Here is a 21,466-nt window from a genome sequence, read left to right as displayed (position 1 = left end):
CCCCCCCCCCCTTATCTCAATCTGTAATCCCTTGGCGCATTCAAATGCCAAATGACATCACCGTCGCCGACACAATTGACGCCGTGCCACCACCGGTATTGTTCACCTGCCACGCGCCGCCCGGCTGAACGACAGCGATCAGCGGGTATTGGATCGCGTGAGGAACCGTCTGCGCACTCGACACAATCTGGTTCATGGCGTTAATGGAGCCAGGGCCTTTTCCAACGTACAGTTGGGCGCTGGCCGCTGCGCTCGTCGTAGGCGTAAGCGATATCGTCATGTACACAACGATTGGCACGCCATAGGTATTCGTCTGTACCTGGCCAAACGTCATTGCCAGGGTGACAGGCATCGTTCCGGCGCCGGGATGTCCGCAGCGAAATTGGTTATTTTGAGCCGCCACCGTGAAGTCGTTGATAGTAACCCCTGGATTACCTACTTCTAGCCGATTGCAGTCCGCGTGTCCTTCGAAGGCAAAACCCGATCCACTGTACATAACATTGAGTTTATTGAATAAGCCGAAGATCTCAATGCCAACACCATCAGTTCGGCTTACGTTCTCAATGGCAATTATATCGAATACGTTATCGTTCGAGTTGTAATCGGTTCCATCAGGAGTTCCGATACACATTCCTTGGTAGCAGGCAGCCATGTTTTGAATCTTTATTCTGTTTACTTGCGCAGCACCCAGCGCGGCATCTACAGACTTCATCATTATGCCCATGCCGGTATATTCTATTATGCCTATTTCGAAATCATTATCCTGAACGTGCTGCAGGCTATAGACGTTGTTGGTGCAGTTGAAATATATACCGTACCCAGTGAAGGTATTCAGAGAGTCAACCCGAACTCTGCTGAACTGCATGTTTCTGATCTCGATGCCGTGGTTTCCGCTATCGACGTAAGTGTTTGGCGTTGCAGTATTGCCATAGGTAGTAGCCTGTATCCCGGCAAAATGCAGATTATAGAAATACCGGCTCTGCCCTGAAGCCAACGCCGTGCTGCCTATGATAACGGCTGCCCCGGTCTGACCCTGATACAAAATCCAGCCAAGGAACTCTATCTGAATCGGAATATCCAGGATCAGTGCAGTGTCGATAATCAGATTCAGGTGGGTAGGCGATGTTAGCTTTCCCCTCGGCCCTCGCGTATCACCGCCCAAAGCTGCGGTCCAATCGATAGCCCTCTGTATTCTGTCTCGCTGGTCTGAACCGTCAGCGACAACGCCCCATTGAGTGAGGTCGGTGACATTGTCATGCTGGAGCTTCCAGCGCGCCCCGTCCGCGGCGACGATTACCGTGCCGCCATTGTCTTCTGACGTTGTGTCAGAATCATCTACATAGAAATAACCGCCGCCCTTTGTGCCTATCCCATAGTAACCAAGGACGTTTGCTTTTGTGTTCTGGGTGGAGGACACACTTCTTAACGCTTCAATCGACTCGACCAGGCGCGGCGACCCATATTTCAAATAGTCGTAAAGCGATCCGCTTCCGTAAAGTATTCCGAGAGTGTTGTTGATTACGCCGGTGAATTGCTGAAAATAAGATGCTGCCCACCCTTTTGTTGCTGCGTCCTGATCTGATACAGGATCTGCCACGTTCGAGATGATTCGCGACTCAGCGTCGAAATACGATTTCCCGACCGGCCTCGTCAGCGCGCGGGTGAGCCCCGCAATGCACTGCTGAATCAGCATGGTCAGGTAGTCGAAAACGTTCTCATGCGTCTCCGCGTAGAAGCGGCCCTGATTGCGCAGGTCGGTATCCTGGACGGGGGCAAGCTGCCTGGAAATCGCCAGGGTGATCCCGTCAGCCGGCGCCGCCGTGGCGATAACCGCGCCGCCATCCTGAGCCCCGGCACCTACAACCGAATAATCGGTACCCATGACCAGGGTGGTGCTTGCCCCGTCCTCCGTGGTGGACGTGACCACCAAGTCGGTATTGGTGAGGAAGCGGAACGGCACAGGGAAAGCAGTGGTGGTGCCGTTGCCGTCATACTCAATTTCGCTATCGGTGGTCGATACGGTCAATTTTCAGTGCTCCAGAAATGCGAAACCCCGCACGGGGCGGGGCTTCATAGGTGATAGCGTTTGGTGTTTAGGGGTGGCGTCCAAGCCTGCTGGGCATCGTGTCGACAGCCAGCTGCTATTGCATTGCCATTACATAAATCGTAGATTCCGGTGCTTCGATAACCGATGTGGATCGGCCTTCAAGGAATGAAAATGAAGAAAGCGTTTTTGATTTGCGCCAATGCACTACTCTTGACGGCGTGCGTCAGCGATCAAGCAACCACGGAAGAGCTTTCGCGCTACAACGGAAAGACTCTTGACGAGTTCGTTATTGCTAATGGAGCCCCTAGAAATAGCTATGCGTTAAAGGACGGAAACACCATTTATTATTGGTCAAGCGCTAAAAGCGTTTACATGCCCGGGGGTTCTACAACCACATTTTCCGGTTCACAGGCTTACACTCAAACTTACGATGGAGGCAATATAAAAACCGAATGCCAGCTTGACATTCTCGTCAACCAAGGTGGCGAAATACTTAGCGTAACTATGCGGAAAAACACCATCGGCTATTGGACATCCTCGGCATGTCACGAGTATGTCAAGTAAGTTAACGAGCTATGCCAAGCGGGTCCGCATAGCTCTGCGATGGCCGAATCAGGAATGTCTGCCCATTTTCCTTCTGGATGCGCTGCTCGGTACGGCGTAGCGAACCAGGGTTCATCGCCTCTTGCAGGGAAAAGAAGAACAGGTGATCCAGCACTATGCGGCTGTAGAACAGGTTAAGGAATGGCGTGTTGTTTTGCGCCAGGCGTAGCGCCGAGGCTGCGGTGTCGTCGCCCGCCTTCGCCCTACTCCACAGGTTGGCCAGGTCGGCGGCGGTGCCCAGTGCCGGGCCTGCGGCCGACTCCAGCGCGCTGTTGCCGAACCGGCTGGTTTCGCCGAACAGGTAATCACCGAAGATGCCAAGGCCGCCGCCTTGGGCCATGGCTGCCATCCAGGTCTTGGGGTCATTCGGATCTCTAGGGGTTTTCATTTTCCAAGAATCCTTGGCCGCCATGGACAGATACCCGAATGCGGTCGTCCAAAGAATCAACTGCGCAATAGCAAGCTTTTCACCATTCCCATTGCGAAGGGCGGCGATCAGATCGCGGCCGCCGCGGAATCGCTCCGACAGACCGGTGGGCGTATAACCACGGCCGTATAGATCTCGGCCCATGGTCTTCTGCATGTACGCCGCCGGGAAGCTTTTGAACTGGGTGACGAAGCGCAGCAGGTCGCCCGGGATGGTGCCGGGCTGGGTACCCTGATTCATGATCGAGCGGGTCCGGGCGTCAGGTTCGAGCACGGCGTAGGTAACGCGGTCGTTCACATAGGTGCGCAGGGATTGCTGTAGCCCGTTGCGCACATCACGGATCGCGCCTTCGCTCACCGGGCGGCCCTGCTCTTTGAGGTATTCGGTCACTCGCTCATCTGGAATGCTGGCCACGCCATCGGAGGTCATGTACTCGCGGCCATCGGCCATGCGGGTATCCATGCCGCGTAGTAGATCCCACTTCGCTTCGTCCAAATCGTACAGGCTCAGCGCGCGCCGGTAGTTCACATCCAGGGCTCCCCAGGCGCGACCTTTGTTTTGTGCCAGGTTGTGGGCCATCATCAGGCCGGCGCTGGCCTTGTTGGCGTCGGTCCACCACGATAGGCCATTCAGGCGGAAGAACAGACTCATGCCGCGGGACATCTTGCCGCCCATCGAATCATCTGCCGAAAACCGGCGCATGATCTCTCCGCGCATCGAGTCGGCGTATACCCCGAAGCTGGCCAGGATCTCGCGCTGCTCAGCGCTTCCCCTGCCCTTGAGCAGTCCACCGGCCATGTCTCCCAATGAACCGAGGAACGATTTGCCCTGATACCTGAACTCGCTCGCGGCCACCGGCAGGTCGGTGAAGCTGGAAAGCAGCGCCCCACCAAGCTTGGAGAGGGATTGCCAGGCGCGAACGTTGGCGGCCACCCTGGCCTGCGTGGCGCTGCCGGGAATGCGTGTCTGCCCGCTGACTTCCTTGAAGCGGTTGGCGATCTTGCCGCGCGCCTCGGTGTTGAAGTTTTTGAGCGCCTGATTGTCGCCGGTCTTGCGCACGTCCTCCTTGAGTACATCGACGATCATGTTCAGGTTGGCTTCGGGGTTTGTGCCCAGCCGGCGCATCAGGGCGGTGTTCTGCCCGGCCATGTCCAAGCCGCGCAACACCGCCTCGCGCAGGTTGCCGGTGCCATAAAGCTTGTTGTATTCATGCCAGGCAATACCGTCCTTGAAGTGCAGTACGCGTTCCTGGCTAAGCCTTTTGGCCAAGTTGGCCGGCCCCTTGAACCCATTGGCAGGGCGATCTCCTGGGGCTTTCAGGTGGTCGCCCGACACCAGGCCGTTGAACACCCCCTTTAGAAACTGGCCCACGTCGCTGACCCCATCAAAGGTTGAGGGGTCAAGGCGAGGCAGGACATCGCGCGCCCACTGGTCAAATCCGGCCGCACCGATTTTTTCGCTGTCATGGCTCTGGCGGGTGATATAGCCGTCCAGCTTGCCGATGCTGGCGCCGGCCCGGTTGGCATCGATCCTGGCCGCTTCCTGATATTTCTGAATGGTCTGGGCTATCTCCACCACCTGGGGGTTGAGATGCTTGGTATCCATTTCCTTGCCAATGCGCCACAGGGCATCGGCGATATCCTGGTCGGAGTCGCCCTTGGCCAGGATGCCCACCAGATCAGACCGGTCAAGGTCGGCCAGCAGGCCGCCAATATAGGCGTCGGCCCGGCCTTTTTGCTCGGCGGCGATGGACGAGCGAGAACCCTGGCGGGCCAGGTTCGTACCAACCAGCATGGATTCCAGGCCTAGGTCCGGCCGGTCGGCAAAGTTCGACCGGACGAAACTGATGGCCTTGGCGCGGGCCTTCATGTTCAGCAAGGCGTTGCGGCGCTCGATGATGGATGCGTGCTCTGCCTGCCTGGCCAGGTCGTCGGCAGCCTTCAGCACCGCTTGTTCGCTGCTTAGGGCGCCTTCGCGGGCCATGATCGCCTTCTGCCGGTCGCGCAGCAGGGAGAATATCTCCTGGATTTCCTTGTCTTCGATATCGCCAACGGCGGCGCGCACGGCGTCGGCGCAGGGGCTTATCCCAGCAGGTAGATTTGCCATCAAGCGTTCCTCAATTCACATGCGGCGGCAGCCTGATAGGCTTTCGAATATTGCTGGGCCTTGGCGGCATACGCGGCGGATGCCTCGTCCTGCTCCCGGCCAATAGCCTCTATGGCATCCCGCGATTCCGGGTCTAGCTGGTCAAGCAGCTGCTTTACGTTGGCTTCGTCTTCGGCCAGTGCTGCGCGGGCTTCCTCGATGTCGTCAATGGCTTCGGGGATTTCGTCAACCCGGCGGCTTTCGGCAAGGCCGGCAGGATCTAGGCGCCGGGCCTGAGGCTGGCGCAATGCATCCATGGCAGCCGGTGCCTTCGCCGGATCGGCCAGGTCGAACAGATTCTGCACGTCGACATCTCGGCCACTGACCGACTGGGCCACGGCGGTGCGCAATGCGGCATCCCGGGTTGTCCACTGCGCGTCCTCGGCGGTTTCCCGAGCCGTGCGGATGGCAGCCCCCAGGGGGCGCTGCTGATAGCCCTGCATGATCTGCCGGGTTCTGGCTTCGATCTGAGGCTGCAACCGCTCAGGGATGACGCCGCGATCCAGTTGGGCAAGGTCCGCGCGGTTGAATTCGCCGGCGCGGTTGCGCTCGATCTCGGTATTGATCTGCGCCTGGCGGGTCTGTAGCTGCTCGCGCTCGGCAGCGATGGCGTCCCTGGCCTGCCGCTCGGCCTGCTTGCGGCTGACGCGTGGGCCCTGAAAGTCGCTAGCGCGCTGCTTGAACGTGTCATCAAGTGCCATCAACCGATCAGTGATGCTTAGGCCTTCCAGCTTTAAGTCGCGCACGTTTCCTACCCGATCAGCGGATAGGGTTGGCCTGATTTCTTCGATGGCCTGAACCTGGGCGGTCTGGCGTAGATTTTCCTGGTCCGCGTCGATTCCCCGTTGCAGCGAGGTGCGCAGGGCTGTATCTGGGTCATCATCGAACAGTCGGCCGAGGTCCGGTGTCGTGCCTTCTGTTCGCGGCAGGCCAGGCTGGTCGAGCATGGCGTCAGGTCGCTGGGTCGGCGTCTCGCTGGCCAGCCTGCGGCGCAAGGCGTCGGACACAGCACCGCCGATGGCATGCAGGCCGCCGCCCAGCACTCCACCCATGGCAATGTTGGCCAGGGAGTCGGACAGACCATATTCGGTCTGATCCTGCTGGGCGGCCATGAGCGGCAGCGGTTCCAGGATGGCAGCGCCAACTGCACCTTCCGCGGCTCCGACACCCGCCCTGATGCCTGCCCGGCCAAACGCCCCCGAGGCGCCGGCCAACATGCTGGCATAGCGCGCCTCACCCACCACCGGCACGAAGGCAGAGGCGATGTTGAGCGGATCAAGCAGGGAAGCGCCAAGCCCCGCGGCGATTTGCGCCGGCAACGTTCCGCTGGCCGCGCGGGCCATGACCTGCTGCCGGGCGGCCTGCTCGCGTTGGCGGTCGATGAGGATATCCAACGCGCCTTGGCGGATGCCCTGCGCAGGGATCTTCAGATCGAAGCCGGCGGCTTTTGCCTGGGCGGTGGCCTGAGCGGCATCAATCAGCGGGGTGTCGGGCTCCAGGCGTGGCGGCACCAGGATCGATTCGGTGTCGCCGGTAAAGCGGCGGCCCTCTTCGGCCTGCTGCAACTGCTCGGTGCGAACGATCGACGAACTGGGGTTGGTGGAAAGAGCGCCACCAAAAGATGCATCGAACACATCCCCAGAATCGGCCGGTATATCCAGCATGGTGCGCCGGTCGAGCGTCTGGGCATCGCCTGCATAGATCGTCATGGCGTCACCGTCCAGGGATATACAACGCCCTCTTTACCGGTGGTGGCCTGGATGCCCAGCCCTTGCAGTTGTTGCCAGGTCCGCTGTACAGGTTTTCCGTCCTTGCCTCTCATTGCGTAGCCGTTGACGGTCAGCGTTAAGCCAGTTTCGTCGCCATTGGTCACCCACTCACCACCGGCGCGCACGGCGCTTTCCAGCTGACGGGCATTTTCCTCCGGCGTGACGCCGCGCAGTCCCGGCAGCGGCATAAGGTCGGCTCCACTGATCTCGCCGAGCGCGCGATCAGCGCCGCGGCGGATCGAGCCGGTATCCAGTGCTTTGGGTACCCGGTAGGTGTCGAAGAAATCGTATTTGTCATTGACCATGCCGCTGGCGACCTTCTGCACCGCCTTGTCGGTTGGCATCCCCTGCAGGACATAGGCCGTTGCGGTGCGCACAGCGGTGTTGTACATCGTGTTGTAGGTATCGATACCGCCGGCCTGGCCGCGCAAGGTCTGGGCAAAGTCCGTCATGGCGGTGGCCACGCTTTGCTGGATCTCCTTTGCCTGGCCCTGCTGAAGGCCCTTGTTCAATTCATCGTCCTTGATCGGTGCGACGGCGGCCATTTGCTGGGCTATATCCGCCGGAAGTCCGGTGGCTATTACCTGGGCTTCTGCCGGCAGCTTATTGCCCAACTGCTGGATGACCGGGCCAAAGTTCTTGCCCCATTGGGCCTGCATCTGCTCGATCAACTGCGCGGCGTTGTCGCTGTCGCCGGCGGCTACCTTGCTGTTGAAGTTCGCTGCAAGCTGGTCCGCCATGGCATCGGGCAGTAGCTTGACGGTCTGCACACCCTGGCGCCGCTGCTCGGCGGCTGTCGCGGTGAAATAGGCGCTATAGGCCTCTGGCGTGCCGTCTTTCTGTGCCTGGGCCAGCGCCTGGCGCACCGGTGCGCTGTATTTGGCCACGTAAGCGGCCGGATCTTCTTTTTGCTGTTTGAGCAGGGAGGCACCGACAGTTGCCAAGTGCTGGTAAAGCTGGGAGTCTTCTTTAAACCCCTTGCCAACCGCATTGCCATCCACATACTGCTTCGCTTGGTCGCTATGGAGAGCCTCTGCGTACGCGGTGGCATCTTTAGGATTGTCAAATTTTCCAAGGTTCCGGCCGGTCTTCAGAAAGACATCAATCGCCTCCTTGTCACTCATGATCCTTCCGTCATCGCTGACTGTGGGAAGAAGGATCTCCTGGCCGTCGAAATTCGCGGAAATCGATCGCACCGTACTGATCGATCCGTCTGCGTTCTTCACGCGCGGCCTGCTGTTCAGGTCAATATTGCCCTGCTCGATCATGCCTTGCGCCGGCTTCCCGTAGAACGGCTCAGTAGGCTTCAACTGCTGAGTCGGGACAGGGTTGAATCGGTTTAGAATGTCTTGACGCTCTTCGGGTGTCGCGGTCGCAAATTCTCGGATGGCCGGGGCGATGTCCTGCACCTTCTTGAACTGCTCGTAATGCTCGCCAGCCTTGTCGCCGTAGGCTTGCTTGAAGTCCGCCAGGTTTGGGGGGTTGTCGAATTGCAGGCCCTGAAGATACGCGGCCTGGGCATCCTGCACCCGGCCACTCAACTCCTGACGGGAAATGGCCTGCAGTTGGCGCTGCTCGACCAGCCGCTGGCGGGCCTCGGCCTCTTGGCGCTTGAATGCCTGATCGATGGTCGAGGTGGCGCGGATCTGGTCGTCTGCCGTCATGCTGTCCTTGTACTGGTCGTACAGGGATCGGGCCTTCTGCGGCGAATCGATGACCATCCGCTGAATGACCGAATGCGATAGCGAACTGTTTGCCGACTGGAGCTGCGCCTGCCTTTCCTCTGGCGACCAGCCAAGGCGCTCGGCGCGCTGATCGAGCACGGCATTCATTTTGAGCCGGTTCTGCTCGATGGCCTGCGGGTCGTTGTAGTTCAGGGCCGCAGAATCCATGGAAAGCTGGATAGATGATTTGTCGACATCATCCTTGTAGGCCTGCTGCTGGCCGAATTCGTAGCTGCCCAGTTTCTCCTGAAGACTGCCGCGGCGCGCCAGCGCAGCCTGCTGGAACATGCGCTTCTGCTCGGGGTTGGCCAGCGATTCGAGAATCCCTTGGGACTGCTGGTCGTACTGGTCGAGCGTCGTTTTGGTGATATTGAGCGCGCCGGAGCCCTTCTTGGTGAAGGCGCCTGCCTCTGGATCGAACAGGGCCTTGTTCTGCCAGGTGCCCAACTGGCTGTCGGCATTGATCAGTGCGGTCTGATTCGCCTCGGCCACTTCCTTTTTATGCACCTGATACATCGAGCCCGCTAGATTCTCGACGCCCTGGGCCAGGCCGGAGGCATCGACGCTTGCGCCAAGGGCGCGCGGCGCCTGGGCGACCTCGGGGGCAACCTGGCGCTGGTAGCTTGGGATGCGAGCCATTATTTCCTCACTGCAACATACTGTAGGAACGGGAACCGCCGGTCAGCAACGAGCCGAGGGCGTTGAGGCGCGACGATTTGTTGTTGGTCTTGGCCTGATTCACGACCTCGTTACCCTGGGTCACCAGGCCATACGCCTGATTGAAAGCGTTTTTGCGCACCTGGCTGGCGTCGGCAAGGGAGTTTTCGATGGTCGAATCCTGCGTGCGCTGGGCGCTGCCGCTGCTGGTGTCGATACCGTTGGCGGCGAAGCCCACCTTTTGCGTGGCGGCCGTCTGCTGCCCCTGCTCGGTGATGAGGTCGGATTGATAGTCGCCCTGGTTGATGACCTGATTGGCCCGGGTGTTGTAATAATCCTGCTGACGGTTGGCCGTCTTGATGCCGGCCTTGCCTGATTGGATCTGGCTGTACGCGCTGAGCACGCTACCGCCTGCCGCTAACCCTGCTACTGCGCCCATAACTCGCCCTTCATGGTAAATGGGTGGAAAAGCTCGCCGTTCACGCCATACGGGATAGCCTCCTGCTGGTCGAAGCCCATCCAGAGCATCCAGCGCAGGGCCAACGTGTAGCGCGCATCGGTGTAATTGATCAGTGCCGCGTGGCGCTTGCGCATGGCGGCGACCTCGACCAGGCATTGCCGAAGGAAGGCCCGGCGGTGCTGGTTGACGGCGTAGGTGCTGATCATCCATGGCACCCCGATACGATCGTCAAAGCGCACGCAGCCGAATGCGGCGACCACCCGGCCATCGACCACGAACGCCCGTGGCTTATCGCTGAGGTCCAGCGCGCGGCGTAGCTCAATCTCCAGCGTGAAGCCGTTGACCGCCTCGAACTCTTGCCGGTCGGCCGGCCGCGCGTGCTCGATCAGTTGCCCAAATACCCAGTCATCGACCGGGCGCATCTCACCCACCGGCCTGGACATTGGGAATAACCCCCAGGATGGTCAGCGGCAACGGGTCGGACTGGCGAATGAACATCCTGCCGGCGTCGTTCCAGTCGCAACTGACCGGAATCTCGGCCCGGCCTGTGAGCAACGTGATCGGCTCGCCATAGTTCTCTGTGGCGCGCTGCTTGAATTCGTACAGGTGATCGGCATCTGAGCCGGCAAATAGGCCTCGGCTCTCCTGGCACAGCACCGTCACGCCATTGATTCGCTTCTTGTTGGCCAGGAACGCTTGGTTGTTCTGCATGGTGATGTCGAGCGTTTCGAAGTCCGCCGTGATCGGCAGGCCTATGTGCGCGACCAGCACCGGGCTGTCGAGGGTGATCGAGCCGCTGGAAACCACGTCTTGCGGCATAACATCGCCGTCAGCCAGGATGGATACGGTCTTGCCTTCGAGGTGGCCAAGACCGCTGATCGTGGTCGCGGCCAAGCCCCAGCGCGTGGCCGATACGCCCTGCAGCGAGTCCGGGACAATGGTTTGGGGCTCGACCGTGACGGACGTAGCCGAGGAATATGCGGTGATCTTGGCCACCAGCACGTCGCCAATCGTGTCATCCGTCCCGCCGCCGTACAGCATCACGCTGCGCCCGACCATGGCGGATGTGAACACGGAAGCGCTGGTGGTCAACGTCAGTGGGTTGGGGTACTTCCAATCGGTGCCGCCGGTGAGCGTTGCCGTGCCCTCCTGGCGGCCGTCATAGGTCAGGCCGCAATCCACGAAGAAGGCCCGGTCATAGGCGTAATCACCGCTGCCGTACTTGGTCAGCTGGCGAGACGCCATCCGCTCGATATAGCGCTTGGTGACGCCGTTGATGGTTCGCTTGACGATGGCATACAGCACATCTTCATCGCCCTCTGGCACGCTGGCCACGGACTCGAACACCCCATCGGTGTCGTGCCGGTGCCAGGCGTAGACCTGTTGATCGGCCATGAAGGTGAAGCCCAGCAGCGCGCCATCGTTGCGCACGATCCACACCACGCCATTCGGCGCCAGGGTGAATGCCATGTCGTCGAGCGTATAGCCGCGCATCAGGTGCGACGACAGCACGCTGACATCCTGGGCAACGAACCCGTCAGCGACATAGTTGTAGGCCAGGGTGGCCAGCTTCCCGCCGCGCGCCTGGACGTACAGGGCCGTGTTGCCGTACACCGCCGGAATCACCGAGTTGGTGCCGACATAGCTCTGCGGAATGGCCGATATGCTGTCAGGGGTCACGCCTGACTCATCGGCGGCAGTGATCGACCATTCCGCCCCAGAGGTCAGCGCCAGCAGTTCGCGCAGCGACACCAGGTGGCGGATCTGGTTGACCTCCCGGCTGGCCAAGGTGATCTCAATGCCGTCATCGTCGCGGCTGGGGTCTGAATAGCCGAAGTTGTGGAAGTCGCTGGTGCGGCTCATCCAGATCGTTTGCGGCTGCGAGCTGCTGGCCGCGAACACCATGCGCTGCTGGAAATAGCCCACGGTCGATGGATAGTTCGCATTGTCGAAGGGGTTGTACCCTACCGGCACGGTCTTGTCGGCGTCGGGGGTGATGTTGATGTCGGTGAAGGCATTGGTGGTCGCCTTGCCAATGTAGCCGAACACCCCCGAGGATTTGTTCTTGTACACGTTGTAATGGTCGGCGCCGGACACCGCCGTCCAGCTTAACGTTGCCCCGGGCAGACTGTCCCAGCTGTCCACTGTCGCGGTGTTGCTCGGCCATGACTCCACGGAGCCGCTGGCGAATGAACTCACCGCCGTGATGCGGTATTCGTAATTGCTAGTGGCATCGCTGCCGCCGGATCGCGCCGCCGCCGTCAGGCCAGAGGGCGCCGAGATATCCGGCTCGAAGCTGATTTCGGTCAGCGTCCAGTTGGTAGCCCCCAAGCGTTTCAGCTCGCGCGGGGCATAGCTGGGATGCACCAGGGTCAGCACATCCGCCGACTGGGTGAACTGCAAGGCAGAGAGGTCGGCCGTGGTGTAGGGGCTGGCGATCTCGTAAACCGTGCCGCCGCTGGTGACCTGGCCGCCTTCGCTCACGAAGCGAATGTATTGGTTGCCGAACTCAAGCACGTAGGTCTGCTGGGTGGAGTATTGGAACGGCACCAGCCGGGTAAACACCGAACTGTCCTTGACCTCGGCCGTGAACTCAAGGCCGGCCCGGTTCTGTACACCGCCCTCTGGCAGCACCACGAAGTTCCGGCAGGTGCGCAGCCCGGTGTAGTACCGGGCCAGGTCAACGCGCGCGAACGTGGCCGGCGACATCTCGCCCGCGCTGAACGAAGGTTGAATCAGGTCCGCCATCAGCCACGCCCCGAAATGAAGGACGACTCTGGCACGTAGTCGTTCGCGCCCTCGTTGAGCATCGCGGCGGCGGCGCCGGCGATTTCGGATCGGTACATCTGCTCGCAGGTCTGGGCAACGTTCGCATCCTTGGCAATCGCCGGGGCAATCTGCCCGGCCAGGCGCCACGCCAGGGCAGAGACAAAGATCGGATCGAACAGCTCGGGGGAATCAACCTTGATGGTGTACTCCAGCGTTGCCGGGCTCACGGAGGTGGAAATCAGCCGGCCGCTCGAGCCATTGATGATGCGAAAGCCGATGCGCGGAATGCGCGGGCGCTCGATGCGCTCAGGGAACGGCCAGTAGCCCTCGGGGAATGCCTCGTTCACGATCCGGCGCGCCTTCAGGCAGTCGGTCGGCATCGAATAGCAGTACGGATATTCGGGGTCTGGGTTTGTGGACACCTGGGCCAGGGAGACAAAGGCCGTAGCAAACGCCCAGGGATAATCACGCAGCACAAAGTCGCGGGATGGCTCATAGAACAGGCTGCACTGCTCGGCCTGAATGCTGGCCTCGGTCAGGGCATTGATGCGCTGGCTGTTGCCAATGCGCGACAAGGCCATGTTGCAGATGTCCACGACGCTGGGCATGGGTGATCCTCAAGAATAAGAAAGGGCCCCGGAGGGCCCTTGGGTTTACTCGGTGGCGACGGTATCGTCGGCAGCGGTTGCCGCCGTGGAGTCTGGAATTTCTTCCAGGTTCGCGCCTACCTCGCCCTCGTACTGCACCTTTTCGCCCGGCCGGTACAGGCGATCGCCGATATAACTCAGCTCTTTCACCACGTACCACTTCGGGCCAGTTGCTTTCTTAGCCATGGGATAAACCTCAGAAGTTGTAACCTTTGGCGTAGGCGCGGAACGCCTGAACGTCTTTGGTCAGGAACGCCGAGAATTCGCCGGCAGTCAGTGGCCCCGTGGCCACGGTGTAGCGAACACCCACATACTGCTGGTAGGCGTCAGCAGGCAGCTTGATGGCGGCCAGGGTCTTGCCACCGGTCAGATCGGCCAACGCATAAGCAGTGGTCGAAAAGTGCACGGTTGGGTCGGTTGCCAGGTCTTCGGTGCTGGACGACTCCAGCGTTACCGTCACGGTGGCGGCGCCGGCGGCCGTGGCGGCGGTGTCAACCTGAACCACCAGGTAGACGTCTTCACCCACGCCGATGTCGCGCACAGCGTTGCTGTTGACCGAGTTGCCAATCGGCGCCAGGTCATAAACGTTCGTCGATACAGCCGAAGCGGTTACTGCCTGGCTGTCCGAGAACTCGGCTTGCTTGTCAATGTACATGTCGAACTCCTTAAACCACGCGGGCTTCGGCGTTGAGGATGGCGTCCACTCGACGTACCGGCACTTCGCCGAACATCAGCGCAGGCTTGCCGGAAACGTTGTCGTAGCTCAGGGTGCCGGCGGCGACCTTGTTCACGGTCTGGCGGCGCAGGAATGCGCGCACACGGCGGGAGACGTAGAACACCGGCGAAACACCGGTAAGGCCCTGGATCAGTTCGAGCGCCTGGGTCATCAGGTCAATGATGTCAGCGCCGGTTGCGGCGTTCTTGGTCAGCGTGGACACATCGATGTTCGCGATGCGAACGATGTAGCGCCAATCCTTGACGGCCACGCCGCACTTCCACTGGTACTGATCCATCAGTGCGCGGAAGCGGTTCCCGTTCTCGTCGAAAGCATCGCCCTCCCCAAGATCCTTGTGCACCAGTCCGGCCTTAGACCCTTTCGGGTAGATGCCGTGGACAGTCTTCTCACCCCAGCCGACCAGCCAGATAGAGGTGTTGGTGGTGCCGGTGCCGCCGGCATCGATGACGTTGGCGGCCGTTGCAGCCGTAGCTGTGGAGACGGTGCTGAAGCGAGGCGCAAGCCCGGTAAACGACTCCGGCGTTACATCGGTGTTGCCGTACAGCACGCCTTGCTGCATGGCTTGGTTCATCGCCTCGATGAACGAGGACGACTCGGACAGGCGGAAGGCGGCGGTGTTGCCGTTGAGCAACGCCAGGTCTACGTCAACCTGGCCGCGACCTTCCATGATGCCGCACGACTCATCGACTTGCGCGGTGGTGGATTTGCTGGGCGGCACACCGCTGTTGAGTTTGCGGTAGATGACCGAAGGCAAGCCGGTGCGGGTGGTGATGCGCGAGCCGGTAGGCAGGTTGCCTTCGTACCAGGGCATATCCAACAGCATTTCGTTTTCCTGGGCCAGCAGCTCAGCGATCGGCATGATGCCGCCGCCGTCTGGGTTCATGCGCTTGGCGACGTCAAGCAGCGTCGGGACGGTATTACCAATGGTGGCCATGTTCGGCGCTCCTTACTTTGGATAATTTGGGTACATGCGTTCCGCGATGGAACGTTCTGCGGGTACATCTGTTGCGGCACGATGCAGCTTGCCTTCTGAGAGCTCCTTGCCAACCTTGTGGAAGAAGCGAACGACTTCAGGGTGTGAGCCGAGGCCGGATTCCTTGAGCATCGCGCTCAGCTCGGGCGTACCGAAGTCCGCCAGCGCCTTCTGCGCAATGCTCCGGCTCTCGGCGAGCTTGGCCCCGCCCAGTTCCTTGTCCTGCTTGACCGCTGTTTCCCACTGGGCCACATGGCTGTTGCGGGCTTCGATGGCGGCCTGCAGTTGCGCCTCGGGCGAGTTCGCGGCGGTGTAGCGCTTGGCGTCCATCTCGACGAGCTTCTGCGCTTGCTCCTGGGTCAGCCCCAGCTCCTTGAACACGCCCGACCATTCACCGAGCGCAGCCTCGTCCAGCGTGTAACCCTCGGGGAGGTTGCTGAACTCGTACTTCTCGGGGATGGCTGGCGCCTGTTGCGCTTCGGCCGATTGCTCGGTGCTCTGCGCGGCTTGCTGCTGGCTTTGATCGGTGGCAGCGGTCTGCTGCTCCGTGGTCGCGGCCTGTGACGTCGCACTCTCTGTCCCGCTTGCGGTTGTGGTGGCGGTGTCGACTGCATCGGTCATTGGTTAACCTCATCGGGTTGTTGGCTGTTTTCCCGGACCATGACCGAGTAGAGGTCAGGACACAGGCGGTGAATTTCGGCGGTGAGCTTCAGCCCAATCTGGCGCCGGCCCTCGTTCAGGCTCATGCGCCCGCCATGGGTATCGAAGGTGGTGTGGAACATGCAGGACTCGCACAGCCAGCCCCACACGATGCGGCGGCCGCGCAGGTCGCCCATGAGCCACTGGAAATCATCGTCCCGGCGCTTCTCGGCCAGGCGCACCTTTGCCTCCCGCGCTTGCAGGATCTCGTCGTCTTCGTACATTTAGGCTCCCAGCATTCGGCCCAGCGCGTTGTCTGGGGTGAGCTGCGTTTCGGACAGCACCTTGGCGCCCTGGATGCCGCTGGCCAGCGCTTCCTGCTGTTGCTGCTGCTGGGCCTGCTGGGCGCGCTGCTGGCGGATGGCATCCACTTCTTCGTCACCGCGCACGACCGTGGGCACGACGCCCGTGGAGTCGGCGTATTCGTCGATGAGCTGATCGGTGTTGACCTTGTCCTTGGCCTCGGGGAACACCGCGACCAGGCCACCGGTGAACTGGGCAAAGCGCTCCAGGCTGGTGACGTTCTGCGCTTTCTGTGCCTGGGCCAGGATCGAGATGTAATCGGCCTCGACATCGAGGTCATCCATTTCTTCTGGCGGCTCGGGTAGCAGCGGCTCGCCGTCAATCACCCCGGCCCAAATTGGCAGGGATTGGCGCAGCATGATGTTGAAAACGCGCTCTATCACCGGGTCCAGGCCTTCGAAGTCCACACGCTCGACCACCGGGCCCAGCATCGCCATCTTCTCTTCCTTGCGCGCCACGATCTCGGTGGCGGTGCGCACGTCATCCATCTGGCTGATCATCAGGAACAGGTCGGTGTAGAACGACCGCCGAATGCGGGCTTCGTGCTTGGCGATCTTGTCCGACACAGCCGAAAGCCAGCCGAAGTTGGGCTGGTAGATCGGCGCCATCTGGTTTTGCTGGCCCATCATGTCCACGTAGGTAATGCTGCCCGGGATCGTGCTGGAAGGCTTGCCATGCAGACTGCTGGGGGCTTGCAGCGCCGGATTGGCGCCCTGCTCCACCAGGCGAGCCGAGTTGCGCTCATAGAGCTGCAGCGCCTTGATATCGCCAAGACAACGCCGGCCCGGGCCGGTGCCGTAGCAGTCGCCGCCCAGTGCATCCCAGCGCATCACCGCCACCGGAAATTCGTGGAAACCTCTCTCTTCGAGCACGTCATCACCCGGCGCGGACTTCTCCCACACCAGGCCAATGAACGGCAGGTTCTTGCTGTCCCTGCGGGTCGTATCACGTTCGGTGTTGGGCTCGACCATCTGCACGCAGTCGAACCATTGATCCTTGTTTCCGGCAACCAGCGCGCCCTTCGCGGCGGTGCTCAGCGCCTCAAGACCGAACCGCTCTTCCATCTGGGCAGCCGTGAGCTTGAACTTGCGATAGAAGGCGTTGACCTTGCCGTCGATGCCGTTGGCCACGTAATACTCACCTGCGGTGAACACTTCGCAGCTGATAACGGTCTTGGGGTCTTCGTCGATCCAAATGGCCCCAGTGCCGAACACCCCCATTTCGAGATAGGAAACGTGCTGGCAGTTGTAGTAATTGGAGCGCAGCAGCACGTCGCGCACGCGAATGGTGGATTCGTACAGCCAGGACTTGACCGGGCCAAACTCCATGGCCTTGCGTGACTTGATGGCCAGGTTGAACCATGGACGAGAGCGCGAGGTAAGGCCCGACATCATGCCGGCGGCCAGTGCACCAGCATCCTCGGTAGCCTCGTTGTTGATGATCTTGTTGTTGCGCCGGTCGCCCTTGTTCGCCTCTTCGCTCAGCACCCTGGAGCGCATCGGCAGGATGAAGTCGGACAGCTCACGCCAGTTGGCTTCCCACGATGTGCGCTCGTTCTCAAGCATTTTGAGGCGCTTTTCGGCGCGCTTACGTAGGGATTCAGCCATTGTCACGAGCCCAGCAAGGTTTTAGTGGTGGTCGAGGCAGCCGTGCCAGATGCCCCGCCCAGGATCGTGGACGACAGCCCGGCCGCCTGGGCCCGGCGCTTCTTGTCGGATGCATAGCTGTCGGCGTCAGCGCTCGACACAGAGTTGTTGTCCACGTCATCGACGGTGGTGGTCGAAGTGCTCGGCGTATCGCCCAGCACGCTACTGGCCAGGCCCAGTGTTGCAACGTTGGCCACGCTCTTTATCGCGCTTCCCATGGTGATACCTCAGTTGAAAGGGTCGTAGGTGGATTGGTGCTGGCCATGCTCTACCGGCCTGCACTGGAATCGCTGACGGGCAAAGCGCCGCATCATGTACGCGTACCGAGTGGCGGAAAGAATGTCGTCGTTCAACTTGACGATCTTTCCGTTCTCGTCGCGGTGGTAACTCATCTTCTCGTCGAAAAAGTCACTCAGGTGCGAGAACACCTTGAAGCGGCCCGTGGTCATGCGTTCGTACAGCTCAACAAGGCCGATCTCGACGCCAACCCCACCGTCCGCCCATGTGGCGTGCGCCGATAACATCTGCCAGCCCGCATCGACGTAGGCTTTCTTTTGCTGCTCGCCCGATGACTTTTCGGACTGCAAACCATCTGAAGGCCAGGCGGTGGGCACGTGATTGGCCCAGGATTTAACAGTGCCCCACACCGTGGATGGCGTGACGCGAGACTTCTTCCAGGCCTGGGCCAGGTAGATCGTGTCGGCCTCTAAGTCGATCCAAAGCTGCACGTGCGCTTGCGGGTGATCCCAGCCGAAGTCCATGCCGTTGATGACCCAGTAATGGTCTGGGCATGGGAACGGCTGGCATTTGATCTCGTCGTCGCCGAAATCGAATATCAAGCCTGTGCCCAGCAATGGAAGCCCCTTCGATCTCATGTCGCGCTGCCATTCCGGGTACATGCCCAGAAGCTTGCGCTGTGTGTCAGCAGTCAAGTGCGGTGCATCTGCCCAGGTGGCGCGCTGGATGTATTGCCCCTCGGCCGGGCAGTCCATGAACTGCACAACAAGCTCGGTGCGCCCGTTCTCCGGGGTAAACGTCAGGATGCCGCGCCCGCCTTGGCCGTTGTCGCCAGTGGCCGTCCGGGTCAGCACCTGCGGGTATATCGTGTTGTCGCGAGGCTCTTCGTCGATGTGGTACCAATCAACGCTGTCGCCCATGATCGCGTGCTGTCCCTGGCTGTAGGACCAGAACTGCACTGTGGATATGCCGCCGGTCTTGTGCCTGACGGTTATCTGCCGCATCGCGCCTGACGTGCCGGTGGCCGACAGATGCGCGACGATCCGATCTGCAGGTATCAGACCGCCTGTCCACTTGCCAGCCTCAAGCGTGCCGAACAGCGGGGTTTGCAGCAGATCCCGCGTCTTCTCCATCGAGAAGCCCAGCAACCAGCACATCGGCGCATGGCCGAACCTGTGGCCTTCCCAGTCATCCGGGTAATCACCCAGCAAATGCATGGCATCGATCGTAAGCCCGGTGCGCGTCTTGCCCACCCGGTTTGCAGCCATGAGCATGCAGGATGTGTGATCTGCCGTGGCCTTTACAAACTTGCGCTGCCATTCGTACAGCGTCTCGAATTGCAACAGGTGACGCCTTTGCGAATCCCGGCGCGCCTTTTCCTCCAGCAACGCCAGGAGTTCGAGTTTCTCAGCCTTGCTGACCGGAGAGCTTGGCGATACGGCGATCAAGTTCTTCTTCCGTCAGTCTGCTGCGGTCATCGCCGGGTTGTTCGGTGCCAACGTCATAGGCTTGGCGTTCCAGAGCGATCAGGTTCTTGAGCGTTTCGCCCAACTCCTTGAGTGTCTTGGTGCGCGATGGCAGATCAATGACCTTGCGGTACAGGTCATTCAGCTTGTCAACGCCGTTATCGTCTGGGCTGGCCAGCAATTCACCCAATCTGTCGAACAGCTCGCGGTTATCGGTCAAGCCCTCAAGCTCTTCCAGCAGCTTGTTCGCCAGCCTGCGATAACGAGCGATATCAGTGCGGTGCCCGATGCGGATGTTTGCAATAACCTGGGCATTAGCTTCAACAATGCCCCGCTCGGTTACCACCTGTTCTTTGGTAACCGCACTGGTAACCTGCTCTTTGGTAACCAGCGAATCAGCCTTCGCCTTGATCTTGGCGGACAGGTCACGCACCCATCCGTCCCGCTTGGCTCGCTTCTGGATGGCGACGTGAGAAACGCCACACGCTGCGGCGATTTCCCGGATGGACAGTAGGCCCGCCCGGTACAGGTGCTCAATGCGCTCCCAGTCTGGGGCCTGCTTATCGGTCATGGTTAAGCCACCAAGGCGAACGGGTTACCGACAGCCATCACTCACCCGTCAGCACGTAGAGGTAGCTGGCGAACGCGGCCGAGAGATTATGGCCGGCGTATACGATCAACCTACCACTGTCGTGAAATTCGATGGAATCGCCATAGGCGCGCACTATATGGTCGGCCGTGACGTAGATTCTGTAAGTGGTCATGTCGCTCTCCAGGGTCAAACCAGCTTCTTGGCCAGCGCTACAGCTTCATCCCACACCACGTCGATCTCGTGGCCGGCAAACTTCAGCGCAGCCTTGAGCTTCTCCAGCAGTACGTCGGTTTCGCTCGCGGCCACTGGGGTTGCCGTGGTGGTCGCCGCAACCGTGGTATCGGCGGTGGTATTGGTGCTGTCGGCGGTGGTGTCGGTGGTGTCGGTCACGGTGGTTTCCTTTTGAAATAGGCTCTTGAGCCAGGTCAGAATTTTCATTCGCCAGTCACTGTGGGCGTTTCAACGGAAGCCGCCGGCGTTTCCGTTGTTTCGGTGGCGGTGTCGGTGGTGGTTTCCGTCGCGGTGGAATCGGTATCGACGATTGCGTCAACACGCACCACGGACAGGAACGAGTTGAACTGCGCCAGGAACTCGCCCGCGGCGTTGTACAGCTTCAGGCCGTTGCTGTCCTGGACGTAGCTGGATGCCTCGACTGTCAGCAGGTCATCGGTGGTGCGTACTCGGTATTGGCTCATTTCGCGCTCCGGCAAACATTGGTGATGTAGCTCTGCAGCCCGGTCACTTGTTCTCGGGTGCGGATGATGGCGGCTCTGAGATCGGCATAATCTTGTCGAGCAGTTGGATCGAGTTCGGGGGTTCCTGCATCAGCGCTGCCGGTGGCGCTGGGATTTGGCAGCTTGGGGCAGGTGGCGCGGACGTACACCCGGCGCTCACCAGTGCCAAGCTGAGCCACAAGCTTGTTCTTTTCGGATTCAGCATGGGCAATGGCTTCCTGAAACTGGGTATCAACGGAGTCGCGAGCAGTGAGCTTCTGGTCCAGCGCGGCCTTGTCAGCCTCAAGCTGGGCGATGCTGGTCTGTTGCGCCTTGATGGTGTCGGCCTGATTGCCGATGTGCCACCAGCCAAGGCCCATAATGAGTAGGCATGCGGCCAGGGCAATGAGCAGGTACTTGGTCACGATAGAAACAACTCCCGCTCAGCGGCACGGCGCCGGGTCAGCCCTGGCAACGTCACGCCGCCGGCCTTGTCCCAGCGCAGGAACTGGGCGGCGGCCCCGGCATAATCCTCTGCGTTCAGCTTCTTGAGCAGCGTCGAGCCGGCCAAATTGCCGCTCCCTACGTTGAAGCTGAAGCACACCAGGGCATCGAACTGGTTCTGGCTCAGTGGCACCTGTACCAGCCGGCTCACGTCGCGCTCGAAGTCGTGCAAGTCATCGCACAGCAAGCGTTCAGCCTCGGCGCGATCGATCTTCATGCCCATCCTGATATCAGGCCCGGTATGCCCCCAACCAATCGTTACGACGCCAACGGAGTCTCTATAGGCGGACAGACGCAAGCCTTCGAACGCCTGGATAAGCGCTACGCCTTTGTCGCTGGTGACCATGGG

The 21,466-nt window shown here is 60.5% G+C and carries 23 protein-coding genes; 1 reads left to right on the top strand and 22 read right to left on the bottom strand.

Annotated elements, in window-relative coordinates:
* Positions 1 to 40: 40 nt before the first annotated feature.
* Complete coding sequence (locus HAQ05_RS25225; protein ID WP_190426238.1) at positions 41 to 2,026, bottom strand: phage tail fiber domain-containing protein; 1,986 nt, start codon at positions 2,024 to 2,026, stop codon at positions 41 to 43.
* 192 nt (positions 2,027 to 2,218) lie between these two features.
* Between HAQ05_RS25225 and HAQ05_RS25220 the strand changes: the two genes are divergently transcribed.
* Complete coding sequence (locus HAQ05_RS25220) at positions 2,219 to 2,611, top strand: hypothetical protein (protein WP_190426235.1); 393 nt, start codon at positions 2,219 to 2,221, stop codon at positions 2,609 to 2,611.
* A gap of 1 nt (position 2,612) precedes the next feature.
* On the opposite strand, the gene HAQ05_RS25215 is transcribed toward HAQ05_RS25220, so the two are convergent.
* From HAQ05_RS25215 to HAQ05_RS25115, 21 genes are read right to left on the bottom strand one after another with little or no spacing between them, the layout of a single operon-like run.
* Entirely contained in the window at positions 2,613 to 5,183 is a 2,571-nt protein-coding gene (locus HAQ05_RS25215) for a hypothetical protein (RefSeq protein ID WP_190426232.1), read from the bottom strand.
* The gene (locus HAQ05_RS25210; protein WP_190426229.1) at positions 5,183 to 6,931 is read right to left on the bottom strand and encodes a coiled-coil domain-containing protein; all 1,749 of its coding nucleotides are present in this window, start codon (positions 6,929 to 6,931) and stop codon (positions 5,183 to 5,185) included. The genes HAQ05_RS25215 and HAQ05_RS25210 overlap by 1 nt, the downstream gene beginning before the upstream one ends.
* Positions 6,928 to 9,354 carry a hypothetical protein gene (locus HAQ05_RS25205; protein ID WP_190426226.1) on the bottom strand — a complete coding sequence of 809 codons (2,427 nt, stop codon included), beginning with the start codon at positions 9,352 to 9,354 and terminating at the stop codon, positions 6,928 to 6,930. The genes HAQ05_RS25210 and HAQ05_RS25205 overlap by 4 nt, the downstream gene beginning before the upstream one ends.
* A gap of 7 nt (positions 9,355 to 9,361) precedes the next feature.
* Positions 9,362 to 9,775 carry a hypothetical protein gene (locus HAQ05_RS25200; protein ID WP_338050280.1) on the bottom strand — a complete coding sequence of 138 codons (414 nt, stop codon included), beginning with the start codon at positions 9,773 to 9,775 and terminating at the stop codon, positions 9,362 to 9,364.
* Positions 9,776 to 9,798: 23 nt separating this feature from the next.
* Positions 9,799 to 10,254: a hypothetical protein gene (locus HAQ05_RS25195; RefSeq protein ID WP_238936588.1), complete on the bottom strand. Its 456-nt coding sequence runs from the start codon at positions 10,252 to 10,254 to the stop codon at positions 9,799 to 9,801.
* A 1-nt stretch (position 10,255) separates the two neighbouring features.
* Positions 10,256 to 12,580, bottom strand: coding sequence for a phage tail protein (locus HAQ05_RS25190; protein ID WP_190426217.1), 2,325 nt, complete (start codon positions 12,578 to 12,580; stop codon positions 10,256 to 10,258).
* Complete coding sequence (locus HAQ05_RS25185) at positions 12,580 to 13,209, bottom strand: phage connector family protein (RefSeq protein WP_190426214.1); 630 nt, start codon at positions 13,207 to 13,209, stop codon at positions 12,580 to 12,582. The genes HAQ05_RS25190 and HAQ05_RS25185 overlap by 1 nt, the downstream gene beginning before the upstream one ends.
* Positions 13,210 to 13,254: 45 nt before the next feature.
* The gene (locus tag HAQ05_RS25180; protein WP_190426211.1) at positions 13,255 to 13,434 is read right to left on the bottom strand and encodes a hypothetical protein; all 180 of its coding nucleotides are present in this window, start codon (positions 13,432 to 13,434) and stop codon (positions 13,255 to 13,257) included.
* 10 nt (positions 13,435 to 13,444) lie between these two features.
* On the bottom strand, positions 13,445 to 13,903 hold the full coding sequence (locus HAQ05_RS25175; protein WP_190426208.1) for a Bbp16 family capsid cement protein: 459 nt from the start codon (positions 13,901 to 13,903) through the stop codon (positions 13,445 to 13,447).
* A gap of 10 nt (positions 13,904 to 13,913) precedes the next feature.
* Positions 13,914 to 14,918, bottom strand: coding sequence for a major capsid protein (locus tag HAQ05_RS25170; RefSeq protein WP_190426206.1), 1,005 nt, complete (start codon positions 14,916 to 14,918; stop codon positions 13,914 to 13,916).
* A 12-nt stretch (positions 14,919 to 14,930) separates the two neighbouring features.
* Positions 14,931 to 15,578 carry a hypothetical protein gene (locus tag HAQ05_RS25165; protein WP_190426204.1) on the bottom strand — a complete coding sequence of 216 codons (648 nt, stop codon included), beginning with the start codon at positions 15,576 to 15,578 and terminating at the stop codon, positions 14,931 to 14,933.
* The gene (locus HAQ05_RS25160; RefSeq protein ID WP_190426201.1) at positions 15,575 to 15,880 is read right to left on the bottom strand and encodes a Bbp19 family protein; all 306 of its coding nucleotides are present in this window, start codon (positions 15,878 to 15,880) and stop codon (positions 15,575 to 15,577) included. Before HAQ05_RS25160 ends, HAQ05_RS25165 begins: the two co-directional genes overlap by 4 nt.
* A complete protein-coding gene (locus HAQ05_RS25155; RefSeq protein ID WP_190426196.1) occupies positions 15,881 to 17,566 on the bottom strand; it encodes a portal protein in 1,686 nt (561 codons plus the stop codon).
* Positions 17,567 to 17,568: 2 nt separating this feature from the next.
* Complete coding sequence (locus tag HAQ05_RS25150; RefSeq protein ID WP_190426193.1) at positions 17,569 to 17,823, bottom strand: hypothetical protein; 255 nt, start codon at positions 17,821 to 17,823, stop codon at positions 17,569 to 17,571.
* Positions 17,824 to 17,832: 9 nt separating this feature from the next.
* Positions 17,833 to 19,290, bottom strand: coding sequence for a phage terminase large subunit family protein (locus tag HAQ05_RS25145; RefSeq protein WP_202988114.1), 1,458 nt, complete (start codon positions 19,288 to 19,290; stop codon positions 17,833 to 17,835).
* Positions 19,250 to 19,879: a hypothetical protein gene (locus tag HAQ05_RS25140; RefSeq protein ID WP_190426190.1), complete on the bottom strand. Its 630-nt coding sequence runs from the start codon at positions 19,877 to 19,879 to the stop codon at positions 19,250 to 19,252. Before HAQ05_RS25140 ends, HAQ05_RS25145 begins: the two co-directional genes overlap by 41 nt.
* A 37-nt stretch (positions 19,880 to 19,916) precedes the next feature.
* Positions 19,917 to 20,072 (bottom strand): hypothetical protein, encoded by a 156-nt coding sequence (locus HAQ05_RS25135; protein ID WP_190426187.1) that lies wholly within the window; start codon positions 20,070 to 20,072, stop codon positions 19,917 to 19,919.
* 14 nt (positions 20,073 to 20,086) lie between these two features.
* Positions 20,087 to 20,338: a hypothetical protein gene (locus HAQ05_RS25130; RefSeq protein ID WP_190426184.1), complete on the bottom strand. Its 252-nt coding sequence runs from the start codon at positions 20,336 to 20,338 to the stop codon at positions 20,087 to 20,089.
* The gene (locus HAQ05_RS25125; protein ID WP_190426182.1) at positions 20,335 to 20,595 is read right to left on the bottom strand and encodes a hypothetical protein; all 261 of its coding nucleotides are present in this window, start codon (positions 20,593 to 20,595) and stop codon (positions 20,335 to 20,337) included. Before HAQ05_RS25125 ends, HAQ05_RS25130 begins: the two co-directional genes overlap by 4 nt.
* Positions 20,592 to 21,038: a lysis system i-spanin subunit Rz gene (locus HAQ05_RS25120; RefSeq protein ID WP_190426180.1), complete on the bottom strand. Its 447-nt coding sequence runs from the start codon at positions 21,036 to 21,038 to the stop codon at positions 20,592 to 20,594. The genes HAQ05_RS25125 and HAQ05_RS25120 overlap by 4 nt, the downstream gene beginning before the upstream one ends.
* Positions 21,035 to 21,463: a lysozyme gene (locus tag HAQ05_RS25115; RefSeq protein ID WP_190426178.1), complete on the bottom strand. Its 429-nt coding sequence runs from the start codon at positions 21,461 to 21,463 to the stop codon at positions 21,035 to 21,037. Before HAQ05_RS25115 ends, HAQ05_RS25120 begins: the two co-directional genes overlap by 4 nt.
* Between the last annotated feature and the right edge of the window lie 3 nt (positions 21,464 to 21,466).

Origin of the sequence: Pseudomonas typographi (assembly GCF_014694385.1) — a bacterium.
Lineage (GTDB): Bacteria > Pseudomonadota > Gammaproteobacteria > Pseudomonadales > Pseudomonadaceae > Aquipseudomonas > Aquipseudomonas typographi.
Note: the sequence above shows the minus strand (reverse complement) of the source record. Positions and strands in the feature narration are given on the sequence as shown.